Source organism: Streptomyces sp. NPDC102437 (assembly GCF_044765565.1).
GTDB lineage: Bacteria > Actinomycetota > Actinomycetes > Streptomycetales > Streptomycetaceae > Streptomyces.
This window is the reverse complement of sequence record NZ_JBIWKI010000006.1, coordinates 243289-261565: the sequence shown is the minus strand read 5'-3', so window position 1 is coordinate 261565 and position 18277 is coordinate 243289. Positions and strand designations below refer to the sequence as shown.

At 70.7% G+C, this 18277-nt stretch carries 20 protein-coding genes and 1 pseudogene; 9 read left to right on the top strand and 12 right to left on the bottom strand.

What is annotated here, in order from left to right; translation table 11 throughout:
• Positions 1-136: 136 nt before the first annotated feature.
• The 3 genes and pseudogenes from ACIRJP_RS10940 to ACIRJP_RS10930 form a co-directional block, all read right to left on the bottom strand.
• Positions 137-331, bottom strand: a pseudogene (locus tag ACIRJP_RS10940) (alpha/beta fold hydrolase); the annotation flags it as partial.
• 99 nt (positions 332-430) lie between these two features.
• Positions 431-1426 carry an aldo/keto reductase gene (locus tag ACIRJP_RS10935; RefSeq protein WP_404171044.1) on the bottom strand — a complete coding sequence of 332 codons (996 nt, stop codon included), beginning with the start codon at positions 1424-1426 and terminating at the stop codon, positions 431-433.
• 96 nt (positions 1427-1522) lie between these two features.
• A complete protein-coding gene (locus tag ACIRJP_RS10930; protein WP_404171170.1) occupies positions 1523-3598 on the bottom strand; it encodes an N-acetylmuramoyl-L-alanine amidase in 2076 nt (691 codons plus the stop codon).
• A gap of 424 nt (positions 3599-4022) precedes the next feature.
• Between ACIRJP_RS10930 and ACIRJP_RS10925 the strand changes: the two genes are divergently transcribed.
• Entirely contained in the window at positions 4023-4526 is a 504-nt protein-coding gene (locus ACIRJP_RS10925; protein WP_404171041.1) for a hypothetical protein, read from the top strand.
• A 133-nt stretch (positions 4527-4659) separates the two neighbouring features.
• The gene (locus ACIRJP_RS10920; RefSeq protein WP_404171038.1) at positions 4660-6642 is read left to right on the top strand and encodes a serine/threonine-protein kinase; all 1983 of its coding nucleotides are present in this window, start codon (positions 4660-4662) and stop codon (positions 6640-6642) included.
• Between the two features lie 21 nt (positions 6643-6663).
• Here ACIRJP_RS10920 and ACIRJP_RS10915 read toward each other — a convergent pair whose 3' ends face one another.
• The 3 genes from ACIRJP_RS10915 to ACIRJP_RS10905 form a co-directional block, all read right to left on the bottom strand.
• The gene (locus tag ACIRJP_RS10915; RefSeq protein WP_404171035.1) at positions 6664-7071 is read right to left on the bottom strand and encodes a hypothetical protein; all 408 of its coding nucleotides are present in this window, start codon (positions 7069-7071) and stop codon (positions 6664-6666) included.
• Positions 7072-7139: 68 nt separating this feature from the next.
• Complete coding sequence (locus tag ACIRJP_RS10910) at positions 7140-7418, bottom strand: type II toxin-antitoxin system RelE/ParE family toxin (protein ID WP_404171032.1); 279 nt, start codon at positions 7416-7418, stop codon at positions 7140-7142.
• A gap of 4 nt (positions 7419-7422) precedes the next feature.
• A complete protein-coding gene (locus ACIRJP_RS10905) occupies positions 7423-7701 on the bottom strand; it encodes a type II toxin-antitoxin system Phd/YefM family antitoxin (protein ID WP_404171029.1) in 279 nt (92 codons plus the stop codon).
• 114 nt (positions 7702-7815) lie between these two features.
• Between ACIRJP_RS10905 and ACIRJP_RS10900 the strand changes: the two genes are divergently transcribed.
• The gene (locus ACIRJP_RS10900) at positions 7816-8400 is read left to right on the top strand and encodes an isochorismatase family protein (protein WP_404171026.1); all 585 of its coding nucleotides are present in this window, start codon (positions 7816-7818) and stop codon (positions 8398-8400) included.
• Positions 8401-8520: 120 nt separating this feature from the next.
• Entirely contained in the window at positions 8521-9171 is a 651-nt protein-coding gene (locus ACIRJP_RS10895; RefSeq protein ID WP_351261811.1) for a hypothetical protein, read from the top strand.
• Positions 9172-9318: 147 nt separating this feature from the next.
• Here the strand turns inward: ACIRJP_RS10895 and ACIRJP_RS10890 are convergent, their stop codons facing one another.
• On the bottom strand, positions 9319-10254 hold the full coding sequence (locus tag ACIRJP_RS10890) for an oxidoreductase (RefSeq protein ID WP_404171023.1): 936 nt from the start codon (positions 10252-10254) through the stop codon (positions 9319-9321).
• Between the two features lie 104 nt (positions 10255-10358).
• Between ACIRJP_RS10890 and ACIRJP_RS10885 the strand changes: the two genes are divergently transcribed.
• Positions 10359-10961 carry a TetR family transcriptional regulator gene (locus tag ACIRJP_RS10885; RefSeq protein ID WP_404171167.1) on the top strand — a complete coding sequence of 201 codons (603 nt, stop codon included), beginning with the start codon at positions 10359-10361 and terminating at the stop codon, positions 10959-10961.
• Positions 10962-10988: 27 nt separating this feature from the next.
• Here ACIRJP_RS10885 and ACIRJP_RS10880 read toward each other — a convergent pair whose 3' ends face one another.
• Positions 10989-11765 carry a class I SAM-dependent methyltransferase gene (locus tag ACIRJP_RS10880; protein ID WP_404171020.1) on the bottom strand — a complete coding sequence of 259 codons (777 nt, stop codon included), beginning with the start codon at positions 11763-11765 and terminating at the stop codon, positions 10989-10991.
• A gap of 330 nt (positions 11766-12095) precedes the next feature.
• On the opposite strand from ACIRJP_RS10880, the gene ACIRJP_RS10875 reads away from it, so the two are divergent.
• Positions 12096-12731 (top strand): TetR/AcrR family transcriptional regulator, encoded by a 636-nt coding sequence (locus tag ACIRJP_RS10875; RefSeq protein ID WP_404171017.1) that lies wholly within the window; start codon positions 12096-12098, stop codon positions 12729-12731.
• 47 nt (positions 12732-12778) lie between these two features.
• The gene (locus tag ACIRJP_RS10870) at positions 12779-13405 is read left to right on the top strand and encodes a helix-turn-helix domain-containing protein (protein ID WP_358944661.1); all 627 of its coding nucleotides are present in this window, start codon (positions 12779-12781) and stop codon (positions 13403-13405) included.
• 23 nt (positions 13406-13428) lie between these two features.
• On the opposite strand, the gene ACIRJP_RS10865 is transcribed toward ACIRJP_RS10870, so the two are convergent.
• Both ACIRJP_RS10865 and ACIRJP_RS10860 read right to left on the bottom strand, forming a co-directional pair.
• Positions 13429-14058 (bottom strand): histidine phosphatase family protein, encoded by a 630-nt coding sequence (locus tag ACIRJP_RS10865; RefSeq protein ID WP_404171014.1) that lies wholly within the window; start codon positions 14056-14058, stop codon positions 13429-13431.
• A 22-nt stretch (positions 14059-14080) separates the two neighbouring features.
• Complete coding sequence (locus tag ACIRJP_RS10860) at positions 14081-14827, bottom strand: GDSL-type esterase/lipase family protein (protein ID WP_404171011.1); 747 nt, start codon at positions 14825-14827, stop codon at positions 14081-14083.
• On the opposite strand from ACIRJP_RS10860, the gene ACIRJP_RS10855 reads away from it, so the two are divergent.
• Positions 14826-15821, top strand: coding sequence for a WD40 repeat domain-containing protein (locus tag ACIRJP_RS10855; RefSeq protein WP_404171008.1), 996 nt, complete (start codon positions 14826-14828; stop codon positions 15819-15821). The genes ACIRJP_RS10860 and ACIRJP_RS10855 overlap by 2 nt on opposite strands.
• Before the next feature lie 90 nt (positions 15822-15911).
• Positions 15912-16316, top strand: a complete 405-nt coding sequence (locus ACIRJP_RS10850) for a DUF4259 domain-containing protein (RefSeq protein WP_404171005.1) — start codon at positions 15912-15914, stop codon at positions 16314-16316.
• Here ACIRJP_RS10850 and ACIRJP_RS10845 read toward each other — a convergent pair whose 3' ends face one another.
• Together ACIRJP_RS10845 and serC are read right to left on the bottom strand one after the other, a co-directional pair.
• Positions 16317-16928, bottom strand: coding sequence for a Uma2 family endonuclease (locus tag ACIRJP_RS10845; protein WP_404171002.1), 612 nt, complete (start codon positions 16926-16928; stop codon positions 16317-16319).
• A gap of 155 nt (positions 16929-17083) precedes the next feature.
• Positions 17084-18202 (bottom strand): phosphoserine transaminase, encoded by a 1119-nt coding sequence (gene serC, locus ACIRJP_RS10840; protein WP_351261792.1) that lies wholly within the window; start codon positions 18200-18202, stop codon positions 17084-17086.
• Between the last annotated feature and the right edge of the window lie 75 nt (positions 18203-18277).

Sequence of the window (18277 nt, the reverse complement as noted above, 5' to 3'; positions counted from 1 at the left end):
GGATCCGAAGACCAGAAACCGCATCATGGCGGCCGTGCTCGTGCTGATGTTCGTCGTCGTCGCCGTGGCGGCCGCCGTCGGGGCGTGACCCGGCCGACCCGTTCGCGCACCCCCTCCGCCCCTCCCCTCCTCGGGCCGCGAGGGCCCGCGCGGCCTCCTCGGCGAACGCCTGCGGGTTGTCCAGCATGATGTTGTGCCCGCAGTCCGGGACCGCCACGACCCGCACCCCGTGCCCGACGAGCCTCTCCTCGCCCGGCAGCGGGCCGTCGGCCGACGGGCGCAGGAACGTGCGTGGGATCTTCAGCTCCAGCAGGAGTTCCCGCATCGGGGGCTGGACGCGTCCTGTACCGGGTACGGGAACGGGCCGCCGCCCGCCCCGTCGGAGGCGGGGACGGCGGCGGCCCGTCGGAGGGGCCTCACGAGGAAACCCTCACCAGGCGAATGCCTCCGGCGAAGGCCCCGGGCCCGGGAAGATCTCGTCCAGCGACGCCAGCAGCTCCGCCGAGAGGTCGAGCTCCAGCGCCCGCAGCGCCGAGTCCAGCTGCTCCTGGTTGCGCGGCCCGACGATCGGCCCCGTCACCCCCGGCCGGGTGAGCAGCCAGGCCAGGCCGACCTCGCCCGGCTCCAGACCGTGCTTGTCGAGCAGGTCCTCGTACGCCTGGATCTTCGCGCGCTGCGCCGCGTCCTTCAGCGCGTCCGCGCTGCGGCCCGAGGCCGAGCGTCCGGCCGTGCCCTCGCGCTCCTTCTTCAGCACACCGCCCAGCAGTCCGCCGTGCAGCGGGGACCACGGGATGACGCCGAGGCCGTACTCCTGCGCGGCCGGAATGACCTCCATCTCGGCACGGCGCTCGATCAGGTTGTAGATGCACTGCTCGCTGACCAGGCCCAGCGAGCCCCGCCGGGCGGCCAGTTCATTGGCCTGGGCGATCTTGTAACCGGCGAAGTTCGACGAACCGGCGTACAGGATCTTGCCCTGCTGCACCAGGACGTCGATCGCCTGCCAGATCTCCTCGAAGGGGGTGTTCCGGTCGACGTGGTGGAACTGGTAGAGGTCGATGTAGTCCGTCTGGAGCCGCTTCAGCGAGGCGTCGACGGAGCGCCGGATGTTCACGGCCGAGAGCTTGTCGTGGTTGGGCCAGGCCTCGCCGTCGGCGCCCATGTTCCCGTACATCTTGGTGGCCAGGACCACCTTGCCGCGGCGCTCGCCGCCCTTGGCGAACCAGGTGCCGATGATCTCCTCGGTGCGGCCCTTGTTCTCGCCCCACCCGTACACATTTGCGGTGTCGAAGAAGTTCAGCCCCGTGTCCAGCGCCGCGTCCATGATGGCGTGGCTGTCCACCTCGTTGGTCTGCGGGCCGAAGTTCATGGTGCCGAGGACGAGACGGCTGACCTTGAGCCCGGTGCGTCCGAGCTGTGTGTACTCCATGGGGACCAAGCCAACGCCTTCGAGTCCGCTCGAAGCAAGGGTGGCCGTACGGGACTGCCCCCGGCAAAGGGGCCGGGGGCAGTCTCTTGGTGCGGGCTACTTCAGATACACGATGCCGTCGGTGGTGACCGTCGGCCGGCCCGAGGTGGCGACGACGACGATCTTGACGGTGTGCTTGGCACTGGACGACCAGCTCTTCGTCCACAGCGCGTCGCGGTACTTGGTGGTGCTGGACTTCAGATCCACAGTGGACACCTTCACCCCGTCCACATAGACGTACGCCTGGCCGGAGGTGGTCGCCCGGGACGCCACCAGGGCGACCGAGCGGCCGGTGAACGTCCAGCTCAGCGAGGCACCCTTCGACGAGCTGGAGTACGACTTGCCGCCGAGGTAGCTCGACGAGGACCGCGTCGTCCACGTGCCGGACTTCGTCGCCGAGCTCTCCTGCACGATCACCGGCGTACCGGCGACCGAGGCCGTGGCGGTGTTGCCCGCCCGGTCGTACGCCTTCATGGACCAGGTGGTCGACACCCCGGACTTGGCGGTGTGCGAGGCGCTGGTGGTCGTCGGGCCGTAGGTCTTGGCCACCGGTGCGGTGAGCCGGACCTCCTTGAGCGAAGCGGCGTCGGTGGCCTTCCACTTCAGGGTGAGCGGGACGGCCGTGGTGTTCACCGTGCCGGTGCGCAGCGCCAGGTTCGGCTTGGTGGAGAACGTGGGCGCCGTCTGCTCGGCGACCACGGTGGCCGCCGCCGACGTGGTGACCTTGCCCGACTGGTGGGTGGCGCGGACCTGCACCTGGTGGGTGCCGACGGCGAGGGTGGCCGGCGCGGAGGTGGCGGTGCCCGCGGTGGTGGCCACGGACTTGCCGTCGACCAGCAGCTCGTACTTGGAGACGAACGCGCTCGGCGTGCTCGCCGACCAGCCCACGGTGATCGCGGACCTGGTGTAGTACGTCGTGCCCGAGAGCCCGGCGCCGGTCACCGACTTGACGGCCAGCCCGGTGACGGGGCCCGCGGCGAGATCACGGATCGACTTCAGCTGCCCGTACAGCATGTTGCCGGGGCACTGGGTGTTGAAGCCGTCGCGGTGCCCGGAGATCTGCTTGAAGGAGTACTTGGTACCGGCGGTGAACTTCGTGCCGAAGTAGTTGCTGCCGGTGGCGCCCGCGGTGAGCATGGTGCTGCCCGCCGGGTCGCCCTTGTACTGGCCGAGCTTCCACGCGGCGACCCGGGCCACCGCCGTGGTCACCGCGCTGGGCGCGGTCGCGTCCGTGTAGGTGCCGATGACCGCGATACCGGCCGACTCGCGGTTGAAGCCGTAGGTGTGCGCACCGAACACCGGCCGGTCCACACCGCCCTTACGGCCCTCGAAGACCGTCCCGCACTTGTCGACCAGGAAGTTGTAGCCGATGTCCTTCCACTTCTCGCTCAGGACGTGGTACGCGTACAGGCTGCGCACCACCGCCGCGGAGTCGGCGCAGGAGTAGTTGTTGCTCCCCGCGGTGTGGTGGACGAACACGGCCTTGACACCGTCCAGGTACTCCGGCGCCTCCGGGCTGATCGACTCGTCGGCGCCCCAGCCTGCCCGCGAGACGATCGGCGGCTTCGGAACGGTCGACGGCGGCGCGGGCGGCAGGGTCTCGGCCGGGGAGGAGCTCGGTGACGCCGAGGGGCTCGGGCTCGCCGGGGGAGTGGGCTCCTCGGTGGCCGGTTCGGACGGGGCCGGCGACTCCGGCTCGGACGGTGTGGGCTCGGCGGACGGCTCCGTGCCGTCGCCCGGCGTGGCCGCCGGGTCCGACGGGGCCGGTTCCACCGGGTCGGTGGAGGGCGTGGCCGAGGGGTCCTCGGCGGGCAGGTCGGCCGCGAAGGCGGCCGGTTCCGCGGCGGTCGAGCCGCCCCGGCCCGGATCCACGGTGTCCAGCCGCAGCCCCGCGGGCAGCTTGGCGGAGACCTTGCCGCCCGCGTTGATCCGTACCTCCACACCGTTGGAGGGCCCCACCCAGCGGGGCTCGGTGCTCCCTCTTACGCCGGCCCGGCCGGTCTCCGTGCGCCCGTCCAGGTCGGTTTCGAGCGGCACCCAGGACGTCCAGTTCCCGTCGGCCGCGGACTTGGTGCGGACCTCCACGGCTCCGGTGACCTTGGCCGCCGGGTCGGTCCAGGTGATGCCCAGCATGCTGAACGGTGCGGTGTCCCGCTTGCCCAGGACGGCGGACGTGCCGTCGTCGCCGACCTTCAGCGAGGTGGCGCGCACATCGGCCTTCGGCGGGCCGGACTTGGCGTCGGTGTCCACCGAGGAGTTGCCCGTCACCCCCTCGAAGACCAGGACACCGGCGACGGCCGAGGTCGCCACGGCGGCCGTGACCCAGATTCTTCGCTTCGAGAAGGGCTGATCGGTGATTCTGCGCTTCGATCTCAAGTCGTACCCCAGGGATCGTCTTCGATGTTCGTTCCATGAACCGCTGGGGCAGGCGACGGCACAGGTCACAGGTGACCGGTGGGGGGTACGAGTACCGGCGCGCGCATACAGCGGAAGCACAGCTTCCCATGCCCGTACGACAGCCCGGCACTGCCCCCGGGCCAGGCGTAGCCTGCTTCCCGTGACTTCCGTACCGCGCGTTCTTGCCGTACTCGACGAGCTGCTCCACGAAGCGACCCCCGACCGGCGCGGGGCCCTGTGGCAACTGGCCGAACAGGGCCGCGAATTGGACGCCAACCTGGTACGTCTTCCGCCCGGCGGCCAGGTCGGTGAGCACCAGGAGGACGTACTGGACGTCCTCCTGGTCGTCGTCGCGGGCGACGGCCGGATCGACGCCGGGGACGTTTCGCTGGAGTTGACCCCGACCACCGTCGCCTGGCTGCCCCGCACCTCCCGCCGCGCCCTCGCGGCCGGCCCGGACGGCCTCACCTACCTGACCGTCCACCGCCGCCGCCCCGGCCTCACCATCAGGTCCGCGGCAGCCCCGGCCGTCCCCGCACCCTCGTACGAGGGCGGCGAGGCGCCCTGCATGCTGGACCTGGTCTGCCCGGGATGCGGCCGGCTCTCGCGGGACCCCGAACCGGTGTTCTGCAGCCGGTGCGGGGAGCGGTTCACGGACGGGTGATGAGCACGGCCGACGGGGGCGGCGGCGGTCCGGAAGGCGCTCCCGAAGTGACCGAATCACAAGTGCTGCGAGCCGCTTCGGGGTATGACCGAGCGTCTAGGCTGTTGCCTCCATGTAGTCCACAGGGGGTCGCATGCACAGCGAGGGTAGGGCCGGTCGCGATTCGGACCACGGGCAGTCGCGGCCGGAGACCGAGCCTGCGTCGGAGCCGTCCCGGGCGCCGGAACAGCCGGCGGCCCCCGCACCGCACCATGTGATCGACGGACGTTACGAGTTGCTGCACAGCCTCGGGCGCGGTGGTATGGGCGAGGTCTGGGATGCCCTGGACACCCGCCTGGACCGGCACGTCGCGGTGAAGGGCTTGCTCGGCCGGGACGCCGTCGGGGCGGCCACGCAGGAGCAGATGATGCAGCGGGCCCGGCGGGAGGCCGCGGCCATCGCCAAGATCAAGCATCCCAACGTGGTGGCGGTGCATGACCGGGTCGAGTCCGGCAACCAGGTCTGGATCGTGATGGACCTGCTCGACGCGCGTTCGCTGGCGGACCTGATGCGCGCCGAGCATCGGCTGCCGGTGCGGCGGACGGCCGCGATCGGCCTCCAGGTGCTGAGCGGGCTGCGGGCGGTCCACGAGGCGCGGGTGGTCCACCGCGATGTGAAGCCGGCCAACATCCTGTTCGCCAAGGAGGACTTCGCGATCCTGGCGGACTTCGGGATCGCGACCTTCGACGGTGCCGCCCCGCTCACCAGGGCCGGTGAGCTGATCGGCACGTTCAAGTACCTGGCGCCCGAACTGCTCGCCCAGACGGCGCAGGAGAACACCGCGACACCCGCCTCCGACCTGTGGTCGCTGGGCGTCACGCTGTACGAGATGGTCGAGGGCAGGCACCCCTTCGACCGGCCGAACGAGTACGAGGTCCTGGTCGCCGCCTGCCAGTCGGATCCTCTGCCGATGGAGCACGGCGGGGACCTGGCCGAAGTCGTGGGCCGGCTGATGCACAAGGATCCGCGCCGCCGTCTGAGCGCCGGGAGCGCGGAGGAGATGCTCCGGCAGATCCTCCACGACTCCGCCGCGAAGCCCGACCCCGTGCCGGTACCCGTGCCCGCCCCCGTGCCCGCCCCCGCTCCCGCCCCCGCCCCGGTGCCCGTCCCCCCTCAGGCATCGCCCGCGCCGCCCCGGCCGCCGAAGAAGGGCGTCCCGGGATGGCAGAAGCTCTCGGCGGTCGCGGTGTGCGCGGCGTTGGTGGCCGGTCTCGGGTGGCTCGCCGTGGAGCGGATGCAGGGGGACGGTACGTCGGAGGCGGGCAGCCGCCCGCGCGGCGGCTCCCGGGCCGACCCGTACATCAAGACGCACCCGGTCCTGAAGGTGGGCGTCAAGGCCGATCAGCCCGGACTGAGCGAGAAGACCAGGAACGGCACGTACCGCGGGTACGAGATCGACGTGGCCTATGCCATCGCGCGCGACATGGGCTACAGCCGCGACCGGGTCATCTTCGAGCCCGTGAGCAGCGAGAACCGGAGCACGATACTGCAGAAGGGCGATGTGGATCTGGTCATCGCCACCTACAGCATCACGGAGGAGCGCAAGCACGCGAAGGCGCCCGACTACAGTGTCGCGTTCGCCGGGCCGTACTACGTGGCCAGCCGGAGCTTCATGGTCCGCAGGAAGGCGAAGGCGGGGGCGATCGACGACTCCAGGATGCTGCGGAACAAGCAGTTCGAAGTGTGTACCGCCAGGAGCTCGACGTACGAGTCATGGCTGCCCAAGGCGGGCTACAACATGACGGAGTCGCTGCCGAACGGCTACGACCGTTGCGTGCGCGACCTGTTGGACCCGGCGTCGTCGGTCTACGCGGTGAGCACGGACGACGTCATCCTCGCCGGCTTCGTCAAGGACAAGCCCGCCGAGCTGAAGCGGCTGGACAGCGGTCCGGGAGCGGAGGGCTACGGCGTCGCGATGAAGCCGGACGAGAAGGGTCTGAAGAGGGAGGTGTGTTCGGCACTGAAGAAGATCATGACCGACGGTGTCTGGGAGCAGCTGTACGCCGACCACCTCGCCCCGCTGCTGAACCGGAAGAGCCCGCCGAACAAGCCGAAGCTGGCGGAATGCCCGTCCTGACGCACTGATCCCCGGACCGGTTCAGCGGTCGACCGCCCACGCCGCGTCGGCCGGGGGCCGGCCGGTGGCGAGGATGTGGCGGACGATCCGAAAAGCCTCGGCGAGCGGCACGGTGTCCGCGTCGGGGTACTCGTCGGCCTGCCCGTTCGAGAGGACGAACCCGTCGCTCCAGTCCTTTGCCCCGGGGTCCGTGGCGTGCTCGCCCGGGTCGCCGGGGTGATCGAGCAGCATCACCGTCGCCCGCTCGGAGTTGCTCACGACGAACAGTGTCCGTCCCGACGAACTCTCCAGCAGCGATTCGAGCTTCCCGTCCGCGATCCTCGCCCGGAGCACCTCCGTCACCGAGCCGACGGACACGGCGACGGCGTCACCGACAAGGCTCCACGACTCCACTGCCCCGACCGTCCCCGTCTCCGCCGCATCCGTCATGCCGGGACGATGCCACACCGCGTCCCGGGGCGCGGTCCGCGGTGTCCTTCGAGGGCTGTCGGCTGCTGCTACCGGTTGCGGTAGACCTCGCGGCGGTGCCCGACCGTCAGTACCCAGAGGATCAGCCGGCCGTCCTCGATCGTGTAGACGGCGCGGTAGTCGCCGATTCTCAGCCGCCACCGATCGGAATGGCCCTGGAGCGCCTTGATGTCGAAGGTCGTGGTGTCGCCTCCGTCCAGCGCCTTCTGAAGTTCGCTGAGCCGGATGAGGATGCGTAGCGCGTCCTGGCGGGGAATCTTCAGCAGGTCCCGTTGCGCGTGCGAGGTGAATCGCGTGACGTGTCCCATGCGCTCAGGGTGCCGATCGGAGGAGAGCGGCCATTTCCTCCATGGAGACCGAACCGTCCAGACCCTCGGACTCGGCTTCGTCGGCCAGTCGGTTCAGCCACTCGTCCTCGTGCTGCTCCGCGGCCTGCTTCAGGCGCAGGTACTCGTCGATATCGACCAGCACGGCTTCCCGCCTGCCGCGGCGCGTGATGATCGTCGGGGTGTCGTCCCGGCGCGCACGGTCTATGACATCGGCGAGGTGACGGCGAACCTCCGCCATGGATTCGATGACAGGCTCACTCATGTTGCGAATGTATCAGATGTACACCTGTTACGCACTGGCAGGAAGAGCGCACGCCCTGCATCACGGCTCCAAAACGGGTGGAGGCGCACCGGCGCCGGCGGACATGATGACGGCATGAGCGATCGCGCACTTCCCGTACAGGCACTGCTCGTTGTGGACGTCCAGGCCGACGCGGTCGTCGGTGAACGGGCGGTGCCCGGCGCGGACCGGCTCGTGGACCGGACGGCGGGGCTGATCGCGCGGGCGCGGAGGGGCGGGGCGCTCGTCGTCCATGTGCAGAACGACGGGCGGCCCGGGGCGGGGGACGAGCCGGGGACGCCCGGCTGGGAGCTTCACCACCGCGTCGACGCCTCGGACACGGAGGTCGTGATCCGCAAGCTCAGGGACGACGGGTTCCACGGAACACCGCTGGGCTCCCTGTTGAGCGACGCGGGGGTGCGGGCGCTCGCCGTCTGCGGCGTGATGTCCGAGATGTGCGTACAGGCGACGGCCCGTACGGCGCTGGAGCTGGGGTACCGGGTCGTCATGCCGCACGACGCGCACGCGACGCACGACATCCCGGCCGCGCCGGGGATCAGCGGCCCCGTCCCGGCAGCCGCGGTCTCGCGGGTCGCCGAATGGGCCCTCGGCAGCGATCTGGAGGTCGTGGCGCGCGCCGAAGACGTGGAGTTCGCCGCTCCGGTCCCGCAGGGAGGCTGAATCCGCCGGAGCGGGAACCGCGGTGCCCGGTCCTGTCGTCATCACGCGCGCGCCACCATGCGCGGGCCACGCCGAGTGCTTGTGCGGGCCGCGCCACATACCCGAACTCCAAGGAGCAGCATGAGAGTCAACGGCAGCACGCACCCCCACGGCGGCAGCCGAAGCAGCACCGTTTCCCCCGCGCGACGCGGCTCTCGCAAGGCTCTCCTGAACGGCTCGAAGGCGGTGCTGGCCGTCGCACTCGTCCTGGGGGCGGCCACCGCCTGCCAGAAGTCGTCGAGCGACGGGACCCATGAGGCCAAGGACTGGAAGGTCGGCGACTGCGCCGGTCCCGACAGCAGCAAGAAGGACGCCTACCAGCCGCTGGACTGCGACGACTCCAAGGCGACGCTCAAGGCCCTGGAGATCAAGGACGGCGCCATGTTCGCCGACTCGATCCAGTGCCCGGCCGGCACGGACGCGATCATCTCGGTGAAGGTCTCCTTCGGTTCCGGCGACGCGAGCGCCGGCATACCCAGCAAGACCATCTGCGGCCGCAACCTGAGCGGCGACCATCCCGGTGACGCCGGTGCGGGCGGCGGGCAGCTGGTGAAGGGCGACTGCGTGAACGACCAGGCCAAGGAGGTTGCCTGCGCCGGTGGCGGCAGCGGTGTGAGCAAGGTGCTCGACCTGACGAAGACCGCCGAGGAATGCCCGTCCGGCAGCGAGCCGCTGGAGCTGTTCCCGAGCCCGGGACGGCCGTACGACGCCATCTGCACCGGCAAGGCCTGAGCGTACGGAACAACGCCGCGGCCGGTGAAGCACGCGCTTCACCGGCCGCGGGGCATCGCGGTGCATGAGGGCACAGGGCCTCTCGTTCGGATCAGGCCAAGCTCGCGTGTCCCGCTCCCTGATCCGGCCTGATCCGAACGAAAGACCCTAGACCGACGCCGGGAACGTGAACCGGACGCCGGTCAGCCGCTCCGACAGCTCCCACAGACGGCGGCCGGTCCCGGCATCCGCCGCCTCGGGGGACAGCCGTACCCGGGTCGGCCCGCCGCGCAGCTCGGCCGGGCCGTCCGGTCCGATGAACTCGCCGCCCCGCGCGTCCGGGTGGGTCGCCGCGTACAGCTGCGGCAGGGCGCCGCGCGCCGGGGTCTGGGCGAGCGGGGTGAGCAGGCGGCCGTACAGCAGCTTCACCAGGCCGACCGGTGCGCTCGTCTGAAGGCCGGTGGAGGTGTAGCCGGGGTGGGCGAGCAGGCTGAGCACCGGGCTGCTGGACGCGGTCAGCCGCAGGTGGAGCTCCCGGCCGAAGACCGCGTTGGCGAACTTCGACTGGTTGTAGAAGCCCATCGGCGAGTACCTGCGCTCGCCCGAGAGGTCGTCGAGGAAGAGCCGTCCCTGCCGGTGGTTGGCCGAACTCACCGTGACCACACGGGGATCGCGCCCGGTGGACAGCAGGTCGAGCAGCAGCCCGGTGAGCGCGAAGTGGCCCAAGTGGTTGCAGGCGAACTGGAGTTCATGGCCCTGCGCGCTCAGTGACCGGGGCGGCGCCATCACCCCCGCGTTGTTGACGAGCATGTCCAGTCGTGGGTGTTCGGCGTGCAGGCGGTCGGCGAAGGCGCGGACCGATTCCAGGTCCGCCAGGTCGAGCCGGCGTACCTCCAGGCCGGCGTCCGGCTGTCCGGCGGTGATCTCCTCGGCCGCCCGGCGGCCCTTCTCCTCGTCGCGTACGGCGAGGATCACGTGCCCGCCCCGGAGGGCGAGCGCCCGCGCGGTCGCCAGGCCCAGACCGCTGTTGGCCCCGGTGACGACGGAGACCCGGCCGGTCTGGTCCGGGATCTGCTCGGTGGTCCACTGCTGTTGCCGTGTCATGTGACACACGTTGCCTCTACTGGCACTCAGTGTCAAGAAGCGTCCGAGTGTCATGCAGGGCATGGGGTTACGATTGATGGGTGAGCTCCCGCCCCGAAGTGACCATGGCCCAGCGCAAACGCCTGCTCGTCTCGGGCGAGCTGACCGAAGCGGCGCTGCAGCTGCTGGCGTCGAAGGGGTTCGACGCGGTCACCGTCGACGAGATCGTCACCGCCGCCGGTGTGTCCAAGCGGACGTTCTTCCGGTACTTCGCGTCCAAGGAGGACGTGGTCGTCCAGTTCCTGGCCGACATGGGCGCGGGCATGCGCGAGGAGCTGGCGGCCCGCCCTGCCGGGGAGCGCCCGTCCGTGGCGCTGCTGCGCGCCGTCTCGGTCTCCTTCGCCGCCTGTTCCCACCCCGACCACGCGGAGCGGGCGCTGCGCGTGGTCCAGCTGATCCTGCGTACGCCCGCCCTGCGGGCACGCTTCATGGAGCGTCAGGCGCAGTGGCGTGACGATCTGACGGCGGAGCTGGCGGACCGGTCGGGGCTCGGGCCCGACGCTGATCTGTACCCCCAGCTGGCTGCCGGAATGGCGCTGGCCGCCTTCGACGCCGTGCTGCGGCGGTGGAGCGACAGCGATGGCGCAGAGGACCCGGCCACGTTGCTGGACCGGGCCTTCGCCGTGATCGCCCCGGCACTGGACGCGGGCGGTGCTGCGGCTTCCTGATGCCGGGGCCGGGCGGGTCCGGGCCGGTCAGGCGGGCCGGGAGGGCTCTGCGGCGGGCCGGCGGAACAGGGCCGTCCAGAGGAAGGGTTCGCCGAAGAGCGGGGAGTCGGACGGCTCGTCGTGCATCCGGCGGAGCTCGATCTCCGTCAGACCGGAGAAGATCCGGCGCAACGACTCCGGCGTGTAGGCGAGTCCTCCTTGGAGCCCGCCCTGAAGTCCGCCCCGGCCGTAGAAGGCCTCGTCGGGGAGTTCGGAGCCCATGCCGCCCTCGCCGGACGCGAAGCAGGTGAGGGCGAAACCGCCGCCGGGGGCGAGGACCCGGTCGAGCAGGGCGAGGTAGCTGATGCGGCGGTGCGGCGGCAGGTGGTGGAAGCAGCCGGAGTCGTGGACCAGGTCGTACGGGCCGGACAGCGTCGGCTCCTTCGCCGCGAGTTCGAAGACGTCGCCGTGGTGGAACCGGACCTCCGCCCCTGCCTCGCGGGCACGGTCCGCCGCCCAGGCGAGGGCCGACGGGGACAGGTCCACCGCGTCGACCTCGAAGCCCAGGGACGCCAGATGGATGGCGTTGCGGCCGGGCCCGCAGCCGAGATCCAGGACGCGGCCGGGGGCGATCAGCCCGCGCTCGACGTACGAGACGAGGTTCTCGTCCGGCTTCGCCACGAAGAACGGCACGGGCTTCTCCCGGTCCGCGTAGAAGCCGTCCCACCAGGAGCCCGCGGCGGCCGTCCACCGGTCGGCGCCCCGTGCGAAGAGGCCGTCCATGAGCCGCAGTACGTCATCCGTCGAGCGTATGTTCCGGTCCATGTGGACCCCCTTTCCACCTGGGGAAATCGTAGATTCACAAGGCGGCGCAGCCCAGTTGGGCAGAGCCCGGCGGAACCGCCCGGCGGTGGCCTGGCAGGCGGGAGTGACGGGGCCGACAACCCCGCTCGCACGGTCCCGTCACGGGCGCGGGGGCGCCTGCGCCGAGGCGTGAAGAGGCAGCTCTCGCGCCCCCCGAGGGTTGTTTCTTGGGGAGTTCCCGAGGCAGGGGTCCCCGGGAAGTGATGGAGTCCTCAGTGCGTGGCGGACCCACCACCGGCCGAGGTGAGCGGGAAGAGTGGGGGCAGCGGTACGGACGACGAAGGAGGACCGATGACGGGTGTCGTGGCGAGCCGGCGGAACGGGGTCGGGCAGCCCATGGAGCTCCTGGGGGCCCGGGACCGACTCCTGCGGGCGGGGCGCGAGTTGTTCGGTGCGTACGGGTACGCGCGCACCGGGGTCGAGGAGTTGTGCGCCCGCGCGAAGGTGCCCACCCACGTCTTCCAGCAGGAGTTCCTCTCCCGGGAGGTGCTGCTGATGGCGCTCTATGACGAGGTGGCGACGCACGGGCTGCGCGCGGCCGAGAACGCACTGATGGCGGAGGGCATGGAGGACTGCCCGACGACGGAACGGGTCCGGCGGCTCTTCGAGGCCTACGTGAAGGCGGTCACCGAGGACAAGTGCGCGGCCAGGGTGGCCTTCGTCGAGGTGCTCGGGGTGAGCCGGGAGGTGGACAACCACCTCGCGACCTGGCGGGCGATGTGGATCGAGTTCCTGACGTCCGAGGCCGAGCGGGCCGTGCGCCGGGGCGAGGCGGTGGCCAGGGACCACAAGGTCACCGTCACGGTGCTCAACCACTCGGTGGACGAACTCATGGCCCACCACGGCCGCCGCCCCCGCCAGGTCGACGCCGAGTGGCTGACCGACGAGCTGACCCGGCTCTCGCTGGCCATGATCCTTTCGTCCTGACGCGCCCGGTTGCCGAGTCGGCAAACAGTGCGGACATGATGGGGCCCATGGCAGACGGCGCGGAGCACGCGGAACGACCGGACGACGACGAGATCACGACCGTCCTGACAGGCGTCGGGCCACGCCTGCGGGCCCTGCGCCAGGAACGCGGCACGACCCTGGCCCAGCTCAGCGAGACGACCGGGATCTCGCTGAGCACCCTCTCGCGCCTGGAGTCCGGCGGCCGCAAGCCCACGCTCGAACTGCTGCTGCCGCTGGCCAAGGCGTACGGGGTCCAACTGGACGAACTGGTCGGCGCCCCGGCCACCGGTGACCCGCGCATCCACTTCCGCCCCTTCACCCGAGACGGCATGACGTTCGTGCCGCTCACCCGGCACCTGGGCGGGCTGCACGCGTACAAGCAGATCCTGCCCGGCGGCCGAGGGTCCACGGGACCGCTGGAGCAGCGGGTGCACGAGGGGTACGAGTGGCTTTACGTGCTGGCGGGGCGGCTGCGGCTGCTGCTGGGCGAGCACGATCTGGTGCTCACGGCCGGTGAGGTCGCCGAGTTCGACACGCGTACGCCGCACGCGTGGGCGAGTGCCGGGCCCGATCCGGTCGAGTTCCTCAGCCTGTTCGGGCAGCAGGGGGAGCGGATGCACGTGCGGGCCCGGCCCTCTTCGAACGACGGTTAGGGCCGGTCCGGGAAGGCTCCGGCTCAGACCTGGAGTTCCGGCGGGAAACCCGTCCAGCACAGCTCGTCGGGCAGATGCCGCATGTCGTTGGAGACCAGGACCGAAGCCGGGCGGCCCGGGGCGTAGCGGATCACCGTCAGTGAGGCATTGCCGTGGTTGAGGCCGAGCCAGCGCCACTTCGGTGCGTCCATGGCGTCCCGCATCAGCCAGGACACCAGGAAGCTGTGGGTTACGACGAGTTCGTGGACATCCTCGTCGCCCTCCGGCGGACCGGTGAGCTCCGTCAGGGCTCGGCTTGCCAACTTTGGCCCCCGCACCCGCTCTTCGGCGGTGCACGGTTCCAGGAACCGTATGAAGCGGTCGGCGCTGTCGGCGGGCAGCTCCGCCCGGTCCGGGAAGTGCGGAACGTAGTCGTCGGCCGTCTCGGCGACCTGGACGGTCACGCCGTCGAGCTGTTCGCCGATCAGCTTCGCCGTCTCCGCGGCCCGGGTCAGCGGCCCGTGGCGCACCACCGAGATCGGGCGCTCGCGCAGCCGCCGGCCGAGCAGCTGGGCCTGGCGGCGGCCGGCCTCCGTCAGCGCGCTGCCGTCGTCCTCCCCCGCCGCCTCGCCGTGCCGGACGAGATAGAGGTACCGGGTGGCCGTTCCTGTCATGCCAGTTCCCTTTCGTGACGGCTCATGGCCGGGGAGTGTACGGACCGCCCAGCCCCCACGCCTGATGCATCGCGTCGGCGAACGCGCCCGCCAGCGCGTGCTCGCCGGTCGGCCCGGGATGAGTACCGTCGTAGGTGTCGTCGTGGATGTCGTACCCCGGGGGGCGGGAGGCCAGCAGGACCGGGGACATCGCGTCGTCCAGGTCGGCGGCGGCCTTCGCCAGGAGTTCGTTGAAGCGGTCGCACTCGGCCGCGAACGGGGCGTCCGACTCGGCCCGGATGTTCGGTATCACGGGCATGAGGACCATCTTGACGTGCGGGTTGGCGGTGCGCGCCGCCGTGATGAACGCCCGCGCGTTCAGGGCGGTCTGGTCGCTGTCCGTGTAGAACCCGAGGTCTATCAGGCCGAGCGAGACGAGCAGGACGTCCGTGCCGTGTCCGGCCACCGTTTCGGCGATGACCGGGGCCATGTGCAGCCATCCCTCGCCCCAGCCGGCCAGGTGGGCTCGGGCCCCGGCGGGGAAGTCCGGCGCGCCGTACTCGTGACTGACGGGGGCGCCCGCCGTCGTGTCGTACAGCGCGCTGCGCGGCCCGACGATCGCGAACGGCGCACCGAGGGCGGAGGTGAGGTGCTGCCACATCCGGTAGCGCCAGGTGAAGTCGCCGGCGCAGCCGATGGTCATGGAATCGCCGACAAACGTGAACCGCATGGCGTCATCATCGCGGATCACTCCTGCCGCCTGCGACGTGACGATGGACACTTGTGCCATGCGTTCGTACCTGACTGTGTCCGGAGCCGCCGCGCTGCTCCTCCTGTTCGCCGGGGCGGTCCCGGCCGTGGCCGACGACGGGGCCGACCGGAGCTTCACGATCGAGGACCCCCGGATCACCGAGTCCAGCGGCCTCGCCGCGAGCCGCGCCCACCCCGGCATCTACTGGACGCACAACGACAGCGACGACGGGCCGTACGTCTACGCCGTCGACTCCCGGACCGGGAAGACCGTCGCGACCATCACCATGAAGGGGGTGGGCGAACCCCGTGACGTGGAGGCCATCTCGCTGGGACCGGACGGCGATCTGTACGTCGGTGACATCGGCGACAACCTGAACGGAAGCTGGGACCACGTCTGGATCTACCGCTTCCCGGAACCGAAGGAACTGAAGGACGCGACGGTCCGGGCCACCCAGTTCGACGTGAAGTACGCGGACGGCCCGCGCAACGCGGAGGCGCTGATGGTCCACCCGAAGAACGGACGCGTCTACATCGCGTCGAAGAACGAGGACGGTGGCGGGCTGTACGAGGGCCCGGAGAAGCTGACCACCGGCGGCGCCAACGTCTTCCGGCGAGTGGGCGAGGTGCCGTGGGTGACGGACGGGGCGTTCTCGCCGGACGGCAAGGAGCTGGTGCTGCGCTCCTACTTCAGCGCCCGTGGCTACGCCTTCGAGAACGGCAGGCTCGGCGCCGACCACGCGGTCTCGGCCCCGCTCCAGCGGCAGGCGGAGTCCGTGACGTACACGGCGGACGGCTCGGCGCTGATGTTCGGCTCGGAGGGGAAGCAGAGCGATGTGGAGCGGGTGGACGTGGAGAACGGCGGGGGCGGTGGCGGGCAGTCGCCGTCCAGGGGCGGCGACTCGTCGGCCTCGTCCGCCGGGGCGGGGAGCGGGGGCTCAGGGGATGTGAAGGGGACGACCCTGACCGGGGTGCTCGTGCTCGCCGGGATCGGGTTCCTGGTGTTCATGGGGCGGCGCCGGAAGGGGAACTGAGTGAGTGGACCCCGGGCGTTGTCAGTGGTGGATGTGAGAGTGGACCACGCACGGACAGCGCGTACGAACAGCACTTGCGGAGGGCACCTCATGGGCACTTGGGACACCGGCCATTTCGACAGCGACAGCGCCGCCGACTTCTCCGGGGCGATCGACGACAAGCCGGAGGCGGAGCGGGAAGCGGTGATCCGTGACGCGTTGACCGTCGCGATCGAGGCGGACTACCTGGACAGCGACGAGGGCGCTCCCGCCGTCGCGGCCGCCGCGCTGGTCGCCTCCCAGTGTCCTGGCGGTGAGCCGGTGACCACCCCGTACGGCCCGGACAATCCGCTGCCCGTCCTCGCGACGGACCTGCGCCCCCTCGCGGTGAAGGCCCTCGACGCGGTGCTGGGCGAGAATTCGGAGCTGCGCGAGCTGTGGGAGGACGGAGGGGACAAGGAGTGGGCCCTGGGCATAGCCCGGCTCCGGGAGGTGCTGGTGGCGGCGGCCGGGTGATCAGGCGCGGGGGCGGCCGGCCTTGATCAGCGCGTCGACATCGAGGGTCACCGGGGCGCCGATCGACTCGGGGAGCGTGACGGTCTGCCCGGGGGCGTACACCTGGTGGCTCTCGTAACCGCCGCCCATGGGCTCGGTCAGGACGTGCACCCGCCCGTGCCTGCGGTCGATGATCATGTACACCGGGATCTTGGCCTCGGAGTAGGCGGCGACCTTGTTGCGCAGGTCGTTGTTGTAGTTGCTGGAGGTGACCTCCAGCACGAGGCGGAAGACGGCGGGGTCGTAGCAGTTGTTCGCGGTCAGGTGCTCGTCGAAATCGGCGTCGACGATCGCCAGGTCGGGGATGGCGTAGTCCTCGGGGCCGCCGGGGAGCCACAGGCCGACCCCTTGGAGGACGCAGGTCTCCTCGCCGTGAAGGCCTGCGGCCAGGAAGAGAATCATGAGCGTGGTCAGCGCGCTGGCATGCCGGCCGTCCGGGGGTGGGGCCCCGGTGATGACGCCTCCGATGATCTCGACACGGCAACCCGGGTTCTGCTCCGTGAGCCTGTCGGCCATGGCGAGCAGCGATTCCGGCTCACCGTCACAGGGGTGCTCGACTGCTGCTGCAGACATTGCGGGCCTCCTGAAGGAGTGATGTCGAGGTCATCATCGTAGGCCGGTCCGGTCGCCGACGCCCGAAGGCTGTTCCGCCACCCGACCGAGTGAACGAGGAAGGGCCCCGCGCAGACGGCGCGGAGCCCTTCCTCGTGCGGTGAAACTGTTGCTTGTTACAGCTTCTCGATCACGTAGTCGATGCAGGCGGTCAGCGCCTGGACGTCCGACGGATCGATCGCCGGGAACATCGCCACGCGCAGCTGGTTGCGGCCCAGCTTGCGGTACGGCTCGGTGTCGACGATGCCGTTGGCGCGCAGGGCCTTGGCGACGGCGGCGGCGTCGATCTCGTCCGCGAAGTCGATCGTGCCGATGACCTGCGAGCGCTTCGCCGGGTCGGTGACGAACGGGGTCGCGTACTTCGACTCCTCGGCCCAGCCGTACAGGTTCTGCGCCGAGGCGGCCGTGCGGCCGGTGGTGAAGTCCAGGCCGCCCTGGGTGTTCATCCAGGTCAGCTGCTCGTTCAGGAGGAACAGCGTGGCCAGGGCCGGGGTGTTGTACGTCTGGTTCTTCAGGGAGTTGTCGATCGCCGTGGGCAGCGAGAAGAACTCCGGGATGTGCCGGCCGGAGGCGTGGACGCGCGCGGCGCGCTCCAGGGCCGCCGGGGAGAAGACGCCGATCCACAGGCCGCCGTCGGAGGCGAAGGACTTCTGCGGGGCGAAGTAGTAGACGTCCGACTCGGTGATGTCGACCGGCAGTCCGCCCGCGCCGGAGGTGGCGTCCACCAGGACCAGGGAGCCCTCGTCGGCGCCCGCGACGCGCTTCACCGGAGCGGCGACACCGGTCGAGGTCTCGTTGTGCGTGAAGGCGTACACGTCGACGCCCGCCTCGGCCCGCGGGTCCGGGTGGGTGCCCGGGTCGGAGGCGATCACGGTCGGGTCGGCCAGCCACGGGGCGAGCTTGGCGGCCTTCGCGAACTTCGACGAGAACTCGCCGAAGTTGAGGTGCTGGGACTTCGTCTCGATGAGTCCGTGCGTCGCGATGTCCCAGAAGGCGGTGGAGCCGCCGTTGCCCAGGATCACCTCGTAGCCCTCGGGGAGGGAGAAGAGGTCGCGCACGCCCTGACGCACCGCGCCGACCAGGTTCTTGACCGGGGCTTGGCGGTGGGACGTACCGAGAAGAGACGTGCCGGTGGCGGCGAGCGCGTCGAGCGCCTCCGTCCGCACCTTGGAAGGACCGGCGCCGAAGCGTCCGTCGGCGGGCTTGATGTCAGCGGGAATCTGGATATCGGCCACGAACCGGAGCGTAGTGCCTCCCGGACACGGCCGAGCACCGTGTCCGTCGGATGAGACACCCGTGCCGATCCGTGG